This is a genomic window from Veillonella parvula (genome assembly GCF_032575955.1).
Lineage (GTDB): Bacteria > Bacillota > Negativicutes > Veillonellales > Veillonellaceae > Veillonella > Veillonella parvula_J.
Map to the genome: position 1 here is coordinate 562,804 of NZ_JAWFXN010000001.1, position 13,094 is coordinate 575,897.

Below are 13,094 nucleotides of genomic sequence, written 5' to 3' on the forward strand. Positions count from 1 at the left end.
CATATCACAGATTCCGCTTATATTCGTATATACCCATGCGGTTATTGAACAAATATATGAACGGATACAACAATTTATAAACAATAGGCGCTAAGGACAACATACTTCTTGTAAAATTAATCAGTCCAGTTTGTTTAAGTTTAGGATTCATAATTACAATTTCATGACCATCCTTAGTTCCCCATTGAAAAGTAACATCCATTTTACTGAGCATATCATGTTGTTTACTACGTTTTGCCACGTAAGGAGAAATCATATCAAGATATAAGGTAAATTCTTCAAAAGAATCAGTCAGTAAGCCTAAGAATTGCTTCATTTCATCCAGTGTAAGATACATAACTACCCCTTCACTAACAAGCAATAGTTTTCGGCCATTTATCTCAATATTTTTAGTCCACAATTCATCAGTTATAGAGCTCACTACGTTATGTACTCGTTCATGAGGCTCAAAAAATTGTGAACGTGCCTCAATCACTCCGGCAAAATCGATATTATACCAATCAATATAACCGTTGTCGACTCGATAAAACATAGTATCTAAACCGGCACCTAATGATACGACGATACAATCTGGATAAAGAGATATAAACTTTCGTATCTCATTATCGATAACTTTAGCCCGTCCTAAAATGCCATAATAGGACATCTTAACATCTTTAAATTGATCAAAATCATACTCAATCTGATTTATAATCTCCAAGGATTTTTTATCCTTCAAAACGGATTGTTCAGACTCGTAATCTTTCGCTCTCGCATATAGTGTCAATAATGCCGTTTCGCCTACAGCGTTTAAATCAAGTTTCATAGTTACACCTTCTTTGTAAAAATACAAAATGTAAATGGTGTTCATACCTATGAATGTCTTCAAAATACAACTTTTATATTATTCTATTATTATAACACATATGATTTCTAATCAGCATCTATGGTAAAAAAGAACATCGCCACCACATGTTTAGCAAACTAATTTTAGATAAAAAATCTAACCTTAGAGTTAACATAATAGTGACGAGTTCTTTTTTGATTCTAATAGTTTATTTTAAAATACTACCATAACAAACCCATGTTTGAGCTTTATCGATATGAGCTGGTACAGTTTGACCAATTGATAGGGAGTCATCCTTAGGGAATAAAACCATTTTATTACCAGATGTACGACCGAACCACATATCTTCATCACGAGGACTTGGTCCCTCTACAATAATATCAAATACTTGTCCTTCCATAGGTTTATTTAATTCATAAGAGATTTCATTTTGTACATCCATCAATGTTTGTAAGCGAACGCGCTTAATCTCTTCTGGAATTTGATCATCCATAGTTGCTGCTGGCGTTCCAGATCGCTTAGAGTAAATGAACGTATACGCCATGTCATAACGCACATCTTTTAATAATTGTAATGTAGCTTGAAAATCTTCCTCAGTTTCTCCTGGGAAACCTACGATGATATCCGTAGTCACCACCACATCTTTCATTTTTTCACGGCAATAAGAAAGCAATTCTTTATAATGCTCTACCGTGTAATGACGATTCATTTTCTTTAAAATACGATTGGAACCAGATTGAATAGGTAAATGTAAATGCGTCACAATATTGGATGACCTACCAAGAGCATCAATCATAGACTTACTCATATCTTGAGGATGACTTGTCATATAGCGAATACGTTCTATACCAGGAATACCATCAAGAGCATCAACTAATGTACCAAAATCTGTACCATCTTTAAAATCTAGGCCATAAGAGTTTACATTTTGCCCCAATAAAGTGATCTCTTTAAATCCTTTAACCCCTAGGTCTGTAACCTCTTTAACAATGGCCTCTACAGGTCGGCTAATCTCTCTACCACGTACATGGGGAACAATACAATAGGTGCAAAATTTATTACAGCCATTCATAATAGGTACCCATGCATAAAAAGAGCCATTTGGTTTTGCCTCTAATTCAGGTAATACAGTGTTATCCATATCTACGCTGATTTGATGCGTATGTCCATGTTGTACTTCTTCAATCATCTCGTTAATATGTTGAATATTATGAGTGCCTAATACAATATCAATATGAGGAGCTCGTTTAAACATTTCTGCTTGATTTTTTTGAGCCATACATCCTGTGACGGCGATAATCAAGTTTTTATTATTACGTTTTAGTCTTTTTAGCTCACCTATACGCCCATAAACTTTAGTTTCTGCATTTTCACGCACTGCACAAGTATTTAGCAGAATTAAATCTGCAGTTTCAACATTCTCTGTTGGTATATACCCAACAGATTCAAGCTGATGCGATAATCGCTCAGAGTCGGCGGTATTCATTTGACAACCATAGGTGTAAATATAATAAGACTTCATTCTAACTCCTACACTTTAACAATCTTACGTTTTGTTTCAATAATATTCTTAACTTTAATGGACATGCGTTCAATAGACATGCCGGTAATATATTCAATTTCATTGCGAACAGATTTTTGTACCTGTTGCATCAACGGTTTAACAGGATATCCATGTTCAATAACTACAGCCATATCAACAACAAGACCGTTTTGACCTTTGTCGCTTTTTTTAAAAGAAATTATACTGGTCTCATCGACACCAGCTACTTTTTTTAACCCATTTCTAATCAATTTAATAATTACTTCATCGTCAAAAGTGAGTCGACCATAATAGCTAAAAGCAGGCCGTACAACAGAACGTTCAAATCCTTCAGAACCAATTTGACCTAAGGTATCTTGATCTTGTTTTTTCAAAGTCCTGCGGCGCCACATGGTTTTGATTGGATCAATCAAATACCCCCTAAAGTGTGGCTTTAATTCCATAGTCGGCACAGGAATTATATGTTTACCCTCTTTAAGACGTGCATGTTGTGCCTTTTCAATTTCCTTAGGTGTTGCAACATCTTCTATACGAATATATCGATCAGGTTCTTGTAAGCCTAAAGCTTTAGTAATCTTCTTAACCATATTATCAGAAGTGCCGATAATCATAAGCTTATTAGGTTTAATCTTATCTAATTGTTCTCGTACGGATTTAACTTGTACTTCGTCTTGAAAAATAGCACGACGAACAGCTTTTAAACGACTAGACTCTTTTTTTGCAGAAAAGCCAGCTACAATTTTATTATCATGAATCAAAATACCATCATCGATGATACATTCAATTTTATTTTCATGAGCAACTACGAGGGCACGATGACTTTTACCTGTGCCACTACTACCTACAAATGCAACGACTTCCATAGCCTACCTCGTCATTTATAACAAACTAATAAATTCTGATACATCCTTACCAGATACTAAGTAATCACCAAATCTATCAGGTTTCTTGCCTACAATACCATGGTAATCAGAACCACCAGTAATAAATAGCTTATGCTTTTTAGCGAATTCTTTATATCGCTCCACATCATCATCATTATGCTTTGAGTGATATACCTCCATACCATCAAAATCATAATTTAACATTTCCAACACATATTCATCACTGGTAACCAATTTAGGATGAGCCATAACAGCAAGTCCTCCAGCTTTATGTATAATATCAATAATATAAGGAACCTCTACTTTTACCTTAGGAACATAGCAAGGACTATCTTTTCGAAGAATACCTTTAAATACATCATTAATATCCTTGGCATAACCACCATCAATTAAAAGTTTACCAATATGTGGGCGACCATAAGCTTTAGTATCAGGAAATTGTTTAATGAGCTCTTCTTTTGTAATATAATATCCTTCATTGTTACAACGACGGATAATTTCATCGATACGTTCTTCACGTTTTCCTTTAAAAAACGTAATAAAATCGATTAAATCTTTATTATTTTCATCAAAACAATATCCTAAAATATGAATTGACTTATCTTTATAATCAGCACTAAATTCACAGCCATTTACGATTTTAATAGAATCATTAGGATCTAACTCTTTTTGAGCAACACGCAATGCTTGAATACCGTCTATTTCATCATGATCGGTTAAAGCCATCATAGATACATTACAGTCTATGGCATGTTGCAATAGATCTTTAGGTGTTTCAACACCATCTGAAAAGATGGAATGCATATGAAAATCTACAAGCATATAGCACCTCCATTCCAAATATTCTATCATTTAATTATGACTTATTTAATCTATTAATTCAAGTTTAGAAAGAAAAATTGCGACCCTAATGAACATTCACTAGAATCGCAATTCTATTATAAGTTTTGAAGCAATTCTGTTACTTTATCAGCTACAGAATCAATAGCACATGGAAGAGCTTCTCCAGACTTGCGGATTTGAATCTCTACTTCGTTATTCTCAAGAGTATTTTTACTTACTGTAATGCGAAGTGGATAACCAATCAAATCAGCATCTTTGAACTTAACACCTGCACGATCTTTACGATCATCTAACAATACATCTACACCAGCATTTTGTAATGCAGTATAAATAGTTTGACTAGTAGACATTAATGCTTCGTCTTTTGCATTAATTGGAACAATAACTGCTTCAAAAGGAGCGATAGAACGTGGCCAAATAATACCATTTTCATCGTGATATTGCTCAATAGCAGCAGCTAGTGTACGAGATACACCGATACCATAGCACCCCATAATCATTGGATTAGGACGACCATTTTGATCTAAGAATGTAGCTTGTAATGCTTCAGAATATTTTGTACCCAATTTAAATACTTGACCTACTTCGATGCCTTTAGCATGTTCTAAAGCACCACCACATTTAGGACACACATCGTCCTTCGTGATCAAACGAATTGGAGCAACAATAATGTCTTCTACATTAAAGTCCCGTTTTGGATTAATATTAACGTAGTGAGCATCTTTTTTATTAGCGCCACCACAAACATTGTAAGTTTCCATAACAGATTCATCAACAACAATAGCAAATTCTTCTGTTTGTTTTAAACCAATAGGACTGATGAAACCAGCTGTTAAACCTACTTTTTCTAATTCTTCAGGGGTAGCCATCTCAGGCTCTACAGAGCCAAGAACGGCATGTTGTACAGCGACTTCATTTACTTCATGGTCACCACGAACAATGGCTAATACCACTTTACCATCAATAGAAAATACTACCGCTTTAATAGTTTTATGTAATGGTAAATTTAACATGTCTGCCACAGCTTCAATAGAACTTGCATTTGGTGTATCCACAACAGATAACTCTTGAAGAACTTCTTCGTCTTGCTTCATGATACCAGGCTTGCCGATTTCAATGTTAGCTGCATAATCACACTTGGTACAATATACGATATCAGCCTCACCAGCTTCGGCAATGGCCATGAACTCATGCGTACCACTACCACCTATTGCACCACTATCAGCCTCTACTGGGCGGAATGTAAGACCACAACGTGTAAAAATACGTGTATATGCATCGTACATAGATTTATAGGATTCATCTAAACCGGCTTCATCTACATCAAAAGAATAAGCATCTTTCATAATGAATTCTCGGCTACGCATCAAGCCATAACGTGGACGACGCTCATCACGGAATTTACTTTGAATTTGATATAAGTTGACTGGTAATTGACGATATGAGTTAATCTCATTTTTAACGAGGGTTGTAATCATCTCTTCATGTGTTGGTCCTAGACAGAATTCATTATCATGACGATCATTGATACGCATCATTTCTGCGCCATATGCGTTCCAACGGCCAGACTCTTTCCAAATTTCTGCAGGCTGTAAAATTGGCATCATAATTTCTTGAGCACTAGCACGATCCATTTCTTCACGTACAATAGCTTCAATCTTTTTGATACTTCTCCAACCTAATGGTAAAAAACTATATAAACCATTTGCAGTTTTACGCATAAAACCAGCGCGAAGCATAAGCTGTTGGCTTACTACATCAGCGTCAGATGGAACCTCACGCAATGTAGGTGCATATAATTTAGTGGCTAACATAAAGACTCCTCATCTAAATTTTCTAAATATTGGTCAATTTCTCTAAACAATGTATCTACTAATTCGGCTTCTGGTACAGTCTTAATAACTTTCCCTTTACGGAAAATAATACCTTGACCATCACCACCAGCAATACCAAAGTCGGCCTCACGCGCTTCCCCTGGACCATTTACAACACACCCCATAACGGCAACCTTAATTGGCGCTTTTATGGCTGCTAGACGTTCTTCTACAATACCAGCCATATCAAATAAATTTACTTGGCAACGGCCACATGTAGGACAAGATATCATAGTGGCCCCAAAATTTCTTAATCCTAAACTACTTAAAATACTTCTACCTACTTCAATTTCGTGAATTGGATCTCCAGTTAAGGATACCCGTAATGTATCACCAATGCCATCGAGCAATAATGCACCAATCCCCATAGCAGATTTAATAGTGCCTTGTTTAATAGTACCAGCTTCTGTTACACCTAAATGTAACGGATAAGGAATCTTATCAGATAACTTACGATATGCTTCCACCATTAGAGGTACTTCTGTTGCTTTAATAGATAATTTCATTTGACGATAATCGAGTTTTTCTAAAATTCTTACGTGTTCTAAAGCTGTTTCAACCATACCATCCGCTGTAGGATGTCCTCCATGAGCATCGAGAATATGCTTTGGTAAAGAGCCTGCATTAACACCAATGCGAATTGGGATTTGTTTAGGTTTTGCCTTTTCAATAACGGCTAAAACCTTATCTTCACCACCAATATTTCCTGGATTAATACGCAATCCATCAACATTATTTTCAATAGCTTCTAAAGCTAATCTATAATCAAAGTGAATATCGGCGATCAAAGGAATTGAAATGCCCGCTCTAACAGCTTTTAAAGCCTTTGCAGATGCCATTGTAGGAACGGCAACACGAACCAGTTCACAACCAGCCTCTGCTAAATGATTAATTTCTGCAATTGCCTTCTCTGTATGTACTGGATCCGTAGTAATCATAGATTGAATACTTACCGGTGCATAATCGCCGATTTTAACTGTACCTACATAGATACCATTTGTTGGTTTACGTACAATCATTGTAATCTCCCATCTGTCTTATAGTAAACGGAAAATATCCTGCGTTGTTACATATAAGAATAATGCTACCATTAAGGCAACCCCAACCATTTGTATATACATAAGAGCTTTAGCAGGTAATCTACGGCCTGTTATAGCTTCCGCCAAGATAATAATCAAGTGACCACCATCTAAAACAGGTAATGGTAAAAGATTAATAACCCCTAAGTTAATACTAAGGAATGCAGCAAAACTTAATAGTGGTGCAAATCCTGATTGTGCAATAGTACCTGCCATTTGGGAAATTCCTACTGGACCAGATAATTCGGCTGCTTGTGTGCCACGAATCATATCGTAAATCCCACTGACCATAGCAACAATAGTTTGCCCCGTCCGACTAACAGCAAGGCTCAAAGATTCACCAATACTATAAGTTTCACGAGTAAAGCTAGGGTAGATGCCAATCTTAGGACTATCTTGTTCCATTTTAGGTATTACCGTAGTCTCTATAGTTTGTCCTTCACGCTCTACAACAACAGTTACACCATGGTTTGCTGTGCCTTGTAAGCTAGGACGAATATCATCCCAAGTACTAATTTTTTTACCATCAATCGTAATAATTCTATCGTTAGCTTCTAAATGAGCCTGTTCTGCAGAACTACCCGCAATAATGTTACCAATTACAGGTTCATTTGTATATGTAAGATTTCCTACAGTCACATTTAGGCCAAAGAAAAGTACAATGGCTAATATAAAGTTAAATACAGCCCCTGCAGAAATAACAATAAATTTTTTCCACGCAGGTTTATTATAAAAGGAGCGCTCATTAAGAGGCTCGTCAGGTGTCATACCAGCAATACGATTAAATCCTCCAAGAGGAATTATACGAATAGAATATAAAGTTTCCCCTTTTTGTACTTTAAATATGGCTGGACCAAAACCTATAGCAAATTCATCAACTTGCATACCTGACATCTTAGCTGTAATAAAATGGCCTAATTCATGAATAAACACGATTAAACCAAATACAAATATTGTGGCTAATGCCGTAATCATATATTCTCCTATAACATCAACGATGTTGCCTTTTCACGGGCCCATCTATCGATGGATAATAAATTATCTAATGTAAAATCATCTTCTGGTCCCATAGATTCAAGAACAGAAGTAACGACTTTATAAATATCACCAAAGGCGATTTTATCTTCTAAAAAGGCATATACTGCCGTTTCATTAGCTGCATTAAATACAGCAGGTTTAAATCCACTAGCACGTCCCACCTCATACGCAAGTCGAAGTGCAGGAAAATCGTCATACCGTGGAGGTAAAAACTCCAATTGTAGTGCTTGACTAAAATCAAGATGATTCATACTTAAAACTTCACGTTTGGGATACGTCAAAGCATATTGAATGGGCTCGCGCATATCTGGATTACCCATTTGCGCTAATATCGCACCATCCTTCATACGTATCATAGAATGAACAATACTTTGAGGATGTACTACTACATCAATATGATCAAAATCAAAACCAAATAACCAATGAGCTTCTATTACCTCTAAGCCTTTATTGAATAAAGAGGCAGAGTCTATAGTTATTTTATTACCCATATTCCAGGTAGGATGTCGCAAACAATCTGCAGCAGTTGCAGTTTGAATTTTACTAGAATCCCATGTGCGTAAAGGTCCACCAGAAGCAGTGACAATTAAAGAATCAACATTGTCACGTTTCTGTCCTTCTAAGCACTGAAATATAGCACTATGTTCACTATCGATAGGTAGGATTTGCACGCCATGTTCTTTAGCTAAAGCCGTAATTAATGGACCTCCAGCAACAAGAGTTTCTTTATTAGCAAGACCTATAGTCTTCCCTTGTTTTATAGCTTCCACTGTAGGCTCAATTCCCGCAGCACCTACAATAGCAGTAACAATCATTGTTGCTTCTTGAATTGTAGCTGCTGCAATGAGGGCTTCCTTACCACCTATCAATTTTGTAGGACCTGTATAGCGTGCTTGTAATTCTTTAAAAGCACCTTCATCTACAAGACCAGCCACCAAAGGTTTATATTCTTTAATCTGATGTTCTAAGAGGTCAATATTATGATGTGCCACTAAGGCAACCACCTTGAATTGATCTGGATGTTGAGACACCACATCAAGCGTCTGTGTACCGATTGAGCCAGTACTGCCGATAATACTTAGGTATTTCATAAGTGTACCTCTATAAAATTAGTACGAAAATAGCAATATATATACTAATGTAATGGGAGCCGCAAATAATAAACTATCAAAGCGATCCAATACACCGCCATGACCTGGTAATAATGTACCAGAATCTTTTACATTACATAGTCGTTTAATCTTTGATTCAAACAAATCACCTAATGGTGCTAATATACCGCTAATCATACCTACATGGATTCCCATCCACCAAGGAATGCCAACGATATACGAAAATACTGCACCTGTAAGGATACAGCCGATAAATCCACCAATAAAACCTTCTAGTGTTTTATTAGGACTAATGGATGGTACTATTTTACGTTTACCAAAAGCTCGACCTGAAAAGTATGCAAAGGTATCGCTAGCCCAAGTAGTAAACAATAATAACCAAAGTGTAATAGTGCCCCAGTTATATAGTTCAAAAGGCATTGATAAATCCATGTAAATTGAGTCATGACGAATCAAGAGTAATGAAGTCATACCCATACCAATATATAATAAACCAAATACACTAAAGGATACACTAGACATCGAGTACTTACTTTCACCAAATGTACACAACATATAATTGGCAAATAAACTTAATACTAAAATAGCTATAGCTATAATATACTGATGACATGCAAGAGCAATCATTAGCAATAAAATGCTAATATATCCCCATATAATGGATATCCGAACACGTTTAGCTTTACCAAGTAATACAAACTCACGCCACCCTAATAAAGCTAAAAGTGTAATTAGCACATCATATACTAATCCACCAAATGTAATGGCCCCTAAGGCAATAATAAAACCAATAACAGCGGTAATAACACGTGTTTTTAACATTTTTTATTCCTCATCACATAAGCCACCAAATCGGCGTTCTCGTTTCTGATATGCCGCCACAGCTTCAAGTAAAGTTTCCTTAGTAAAATCTGGCCAATGCAAATCGGTAAACCAAAATTCAGCATACGCTAGTTGCCATAACAAAAAATTACTAATTCTAAAATCACTACTAGGACGAATTAATAAATCTACATCACTAAACTCTTTAGTGAATAATTGAGAACTTACATATTCTTCAGTAATTTTGTCCATTGTAATAACGCCATCCGCAACGGATTTTACAATGTCGCGGATAGTTCTAACTATTTCATCACGCCCACCATAGTTAATCGCTAACTGTAATGTGAGGCCTGTATTATTCTGAGTTAATAATTCTGCATCTTGAATGATTTTTTGTAGGTTTTCTGAAAGCCCTCCAATAAAACCAATAAATCGAATGCGTACATTATGTTCATGCATATACTTAACATTATTATTTAAGTATTCTTTTATGAGAGACATAAGTAAAGAAACTTCCTGTTCAGGACGTTTCCAGTTCTCCGTGGAGAAACCATATACCGTAAGAGCTCTAATTCCGATCTCATCTGCGGCCATAACAATTTCTTTTAATACATCTGCACCAGCACGATGCCCCATGGAGCGCGGCATGCCTCTGCGTTTAGCCCATCGTCCATTACCATCCATAATAATAGCAACATGTTGTGGAATTATATTACGATCAATGACAGGCGTATCAGAACGTTTACGGTTAAATAATTTCTTTAGCATAGTCTACCTCGATAGAATTTCCGAAGTCGCTGGCAATCATTGGTCTATATAGTAGTATATGTAAGCACTCATCAACCTTTGTAATACGTGCCACATAAAATCCTTTATCTGAAATTTCAAAGAAGCGATTAAAGGATCCACCAATCATTACCTTAAAAGGAATATGGGCAGCCTGCAAACGAGACTTTGCAAGCTGCCATGGTATTCCAATAAGGCTATTAGAATCAAACATTATACTTCTAATACGTCCTTTTCTTTTACTACTTTTAACTCATCGATTTGCTTAACTTTAGCATCGGTAAGCTTTTGGATTTGATCTAAACCGTCTTTAGCATCATCTTCAGTAATCGTTTTAGCTTTCTCTTCTTTTTTTAATGCTTCATTTACATCGCGACGAATGTTGCGCACTGCAACTTTTGCATCTTCAGCCTTTTTATGAACTACTTTAACGATTTCTTTACGACGTTCCTCAGTTAATTGAGGAATACTTAAACGAATTTGTGCACCATCATTACCAGGGTTCAAACCTAAATCAGATTGTAAAATTGCTTTTTCAATAGCACCAATCATTGTTTTATCCCAAGGTGCAATCACAATCATGCGAGGTTCAGGCACGGAGATATTCGCAACTTGATTAATGGGTGATGGACTTCCATAGTAATCAACCATTACTTTATCAAGTAGTGCTACACTAGCACGGCCTGTACGAATAGATGCGAATTCATGTTTTAAAGCCTCAATAGACTTATTCATGCGGTCTTCTGCTTGTTGTAACAATTCTTTAATTTCCATATGAATTATTCTCCTCGAACAATGGTCCCTATTTCTTCACCTTTAGCAGCTTTTGTAATATTACCAGGAATATCCATGCTAAATACAATAATAGGAATATTGTTATCTTTACATAAAGTTGTAGATGTAGCATCCATTACTTTTAATTCTTTTGTGATAATCTCGTTATATGTTAATTCATCAAATTTAACAGCATTAGGATTTGTCTTAGGGTCAGAATCATATACGCCATCTGCAAATTTCTTTGCCATTAAAATAGCATCGGCTTCAATTTCAGCGGCCCGTAATGCAGCTGTTGTATCTGTAGAGAAGTAAGGTTTACCAAGGCCAGCACCGAAGATAACGATACGTTTTTTTTCTAAATGACGAATAGCGCGACGACGAATATAAGGTTCTGCAATTTCTTGCATTTCGATAGCCGTTTGTACACGTGTATCTACACCAGCTTGTTCTAATGCATCTTGCAATGCTAAGGAGTTCATCACTGTTGCAAGCATTCCCATATAGTCAGCAGTAGCACGATCCATACCTTGATTGCTACCAGCTAAACCTCTCCATAGGTTACCACCACCAACAACAATTGCGATTTCTAAATCAGTGGATTTTGCTAAAGCAGCAATTTCTTTTGCAAATTCTTCGACAACATCAGGATTAATACCAAAACCTTGTTCACCTGCTAATGCTTCACCACTCAACTTTAAAACAATACGTCGAAAGTTTCTTTTTGCCATATTTTTACTCCTCTATTGCAAAATAAGAGAACACTGTACGGTGTTCTCTTATTGTTTATTAATTATTTACCAACAGATGCCATTACTTCTGCTACGAAGTCATCTTGGCGTTTTTCAATGCCTTCACCTAAACCATAGCGAACAAAACGACGTACGTTGATGTTTTCACCGATTTTTGCAATACTTTCATTAATGATGTCTGTAACAGTTTTATCACCATCTTTAATGAATACTTGTTCTAATAGGCAATTTTCTTTATAGAATTTTTCGATACGGCCAGCAACCATTTTTTCTAAAACAGCTTCAGGTTTTGGTTTACGACCAGCTTTAACGTCTTCTTCAGCTTCTACTTTAGCTTGTTCCAATAATACTTGTTTTTCGTGTTCAATTACTTCAGTAGGAACTTCTTCACGGTTCAAGTATGTAGGATTTACAGCTGCAATTTGCATTGCGATGTCGCGTGCTAAATTTTGGAAATCATCAGTTTTTGCAACAAAGTCAGTTTCACAGTTAACTTCCACTAAAACACCGATACGACCACCAGCATGAATGTAGGATTGTACTACACCTTCAGCTGCAATACGACCAGCTTTTTTAGCTGCCGCAGCCAAACCTTTTTCACGAAGAAGGTCAACCGCTTTATCGATATTACCGTCAGTTTCAACCAATGCTTTTTTAGCGTCCATCATACCTGCGCCAGTCATGTCGCGCAATTCTTTTACCAAAGCAGCAGTAATTGCCATTATTTTGTTCCTCCTAGTATTAATTAAGGTAAGGATATA

The 13,094-nt window shown here is 36.2% G+C and carries 14 protein-coding genes; all 14 read right to left on the reverse strand.

Annotated features, from left to right (window positions below):
- Nucleotides 1–4: 4 nt before the first annotated feature.
- A complete protein-coding gene (locus E7L28_RS02595; protein WP_012864322.1) occupies nt 5–805 on the reverse strand; it encodes a class I SAM-dependent methyltransferase in 801 nt (266 codons plus the stop codon).
- Between the two features lie 229 nt (nt 806–1,034).
- Complete coding sequence (gene miaB / locus E7L28_RS02600; protein WP_316603739.1) at nt 1,035–2,348, reverse strand: tRNA (N6-isopentenyl adenosine(37)-C2)-methylthiotransferase MiaB; 1,314 nt, start codon at nt 2,346–2,348, stop codon at nt 1,035–1,037.
- A gap of 8 nt (nt 2,349–2,356) precedes the next feature.
- Complete coding sequence (locus E7L28_RS02605) at nt 2,357–3,232, reverse strand: Asp23/Gls24 family envelope stress response protein (RefSeq protein ID WP_004695710.1); 876 nt, start codon at nt 3,230–3,232, stop codon at nt 2,357–2,359.
- A gap of 15 nt (nt 3,233–3,247) precedes the next feature.
- On the reverse strand, nt 3,248–4,075 hold the full coding sequence (locus E7L28_RS02610) for a PHP domain-containing protein (RefSeq protein WP_316603740.1): 828 nt from the start codon (nt 4,073–4,075) through the stop codon (nt 3,248–3,250).
- 116 nt (nt 4,076–4,191) lie between these two features.
- Nucleotides 4,192–5,910: a proline--tRNA ligase gene (locus tag E7L28_RS02615; protein ID WP_278451620.1), complete on the reverse strand. Its 1,719-nt coding sequence runs from the start codon at nt 5,908–5,910 to the stop codon at nt 4,192–4,194.
- Nucleotides 5,904–6,989: a flavodoxin-dependent (E)-4-hydroxy-3-methylbut-2-enyl-diphosphate synthase gene (gene ispG, locus E7L28_RS02620; RefSeq protein WP_278621941.1), complete on the reverse strand. Its 1,086-nt coding sequence runs from the start codon at nt 6,987–6,989 to the stop codon at nt 5,904–5,906. Before ispG ends, E7L28_RS02615 begins: the two co-directional genes overlap by 7 nt.
- Nucleotides 6,990–7,007: 18 nt before the next feature.
- The gene (rseP, locus tag E7L28_RS02625; RefSeq protein WP_008600853.1) at nt 7,008–8,024 is read right to left on the reverse strand and encodes an RIP metalloprotease RseP; all 1,017 of its coding nucleotides are present in this window, start codon (nt 8,022–8,024) and stop codon (nt 7,008–7,010) included.
- 8 nt (nt 8,025–8,032) lie between these two features.
- A complete protein-coding gene (locus E7L28_RS02630) occupies nt 8,033–9,178 on the reverse strand; it encodes a 1-deoxy-D-xylulose-5-phosphate reductoisomerase (protein ID WP_008713852.1) in 1,146 nt (381 codons plus the stop codon).
- Between the two features lie 18 nt (nt 9,179–9,196).
- Entirely contained in the window at nt 9,197–10,021 is an 825-nt protein-coding gene (locus tag E7L28_RS02635) for a phosphatidate cytidylyltransferase (protein ID WP_012864317.1), read from the reverse strand.
- Between the two features lie 3 nt (nt 10,022–10,024).
- Complete coding sequence (locus tag E7L28_RS02640; protein WP_008713849.1) at nt 10,025–10,789, reverse strand: isoprenyl transferase; 765 nt, start codon at nt 10,787–10,789, stop codon at nt 10,025–10,027.
- A complete protein-coding gene (locus E7L28_RS02645) occupies nt 10,770–11,021 on the reverse strand; it encodes a hypothetical protein (RefSeq protein ID WP_004697100.1) in 252 nt (83 codons plus the stop codon). Before E7L28_RS02645 ends, E7L28_RS02640 begins: the two co-directional genes overlap by 20 nt.
- Nucleotides 11,021–11,581, reverse strand: a complete 561-nt coding sequence (frr, locus tag E7L28_RS02650) for a ribosome recycling factor (RefSeq protein ID WP_008713847.1) — start codon at nt 11,579–11,581, stop codon at nt 11,021–11,023. The genes E7L28_RS02645 and frr overlap by 1 nt, the downstream gene beginning before the upstream one ends.
- Before the next feature lie 5 nt (nt 11,582–11,586).
- The gene (gene pyrH, locus E7L28_RS02655; protein WP_004697414.1) at nt 11,587–12,312 is read right to left on the reverse strand and encodes a UMP kinase; all 726 of its coding nucleotides are present in this window, start codon (nt 12,310–12,312) and stop codon (nt 11,587–11,589) included.
- A 62-nt stretch (nt 12,313–12,374) separates the two neighbouring features.
- A complete protein-coding gene (gene tsf, locus E7L28_RS02660; protein WP_004695689.1) occupies nt 12,375–13,055 on the reverse strand; it encodes a translation elongation factor Ts in 681 nt (226 codons plus the stop codon).
- Between the last annotated feature and the right edge of the window lie 39 nt (nt 13,056–13,094).

What these genes read in the sequence shown, in the direction of transcription:
- E7L28_RS02595 (WP_012864322.1), bottom strand. Translation starts at nt 805, where the DNA reads ATGAAACTTGATTTAAACGCTGTAGGCGAAACGGCATTATTGACACTA.
- E7L28_RS02615 (WP_278451620.1), bottom strand. Translation starts at nt 5,910, where the DNA reads ATGTTAGCCACTAAATTATATGCACCTACATTGCGTGAGGTTCCATCT.
- miaB (WP_316603739.1), bottom strand. Translation starts at nt 2,348, where the DNA reads ATGAAGTCTTATTATATTTACACCTATGGTTGTCAAATGAATACCGCC.
- E7L28_RS02630 (WP_008713852.1), bottom strand. Translation starts at nt 9,178, where the DNA reads ATGAAATACCTAAGTATTATCGGCAGTACTGGCTCAATCGGTACACAG.
- tsf (WP_004695689.1), bottom strand. Translation starts at nt 13,055, where the DNA reads ATGGCAATTACTGCTGCTTTGGTAAAAGAATTGCGCGACATGACTGGC.
- E7L28_RS02635 (WP_012864317.1), bottom strand. Translation starts at nt 10,021, where the DNA reads ATGTTAAAAACACGTGTTATTACCGCTGTTATTGGTTTTATTATTGCC.
- frr (WP_008713847.1), bottom strand. Translation starts at nt 11,581, where the DNA reads ATGGAAATTAAAGAATTGTTACAACAAGCAGAAGACCGCATGAATAAG.
- E7L28_RS02645 (WP_004697100.1), bottom strand. Translation starts at nt 11,021, where the DNA reads ATGTTTGATTCTAATAGCCTTATTGGAATACCATGGCAGCTTGCAAAG.
- ispG (WP_278621941.1), bottom strand. Translation starts at nt 6,989, where the DNA reads ATGATTGTACGTAAACCAACAAATGGTATCTATGTAGGTACAGTTAAA.
- pyrH (WP_004697414.1), bottom strand. Translation starts at nt 12,312, where the DNA reads ATGGCAAAAAGAAACTTTCGACGTATTGTTTTAAAGTTGAGTGGTGAA.
- E7L28_RS02610 (WP_316603740.1), bottom strand. Translation starts at nt 4,075, where the DNA reads ATGCTTGTAGATTTTCATATGCATTCCATCTTTTCAGATGGTGTTGAA.
- E7L28_RS02605 (WP_004695710.1), bottom strand. Translation starts at nt 3,232, where the DNA reads ATGGAAGTCGTTGCATTTGTAGGTAGTAGTGGCACAGGTAAAAGTCAT.
- E7L28_RS02640 (WP_008713849.1), bottom strand. Translation starts at nt 10,789, where the DNA reads ATGCTAAAGAAATTATTTAACCGTAAACGTTCTGATACGCCTGTCATT.
- rseP (WP_008600853.1), bottom strand. Translation starts at nt 8,024, where the DNA reads ATGATTACGGCATTAGCCACAATATTTGTATTTGGTTTAATCGTGTTT.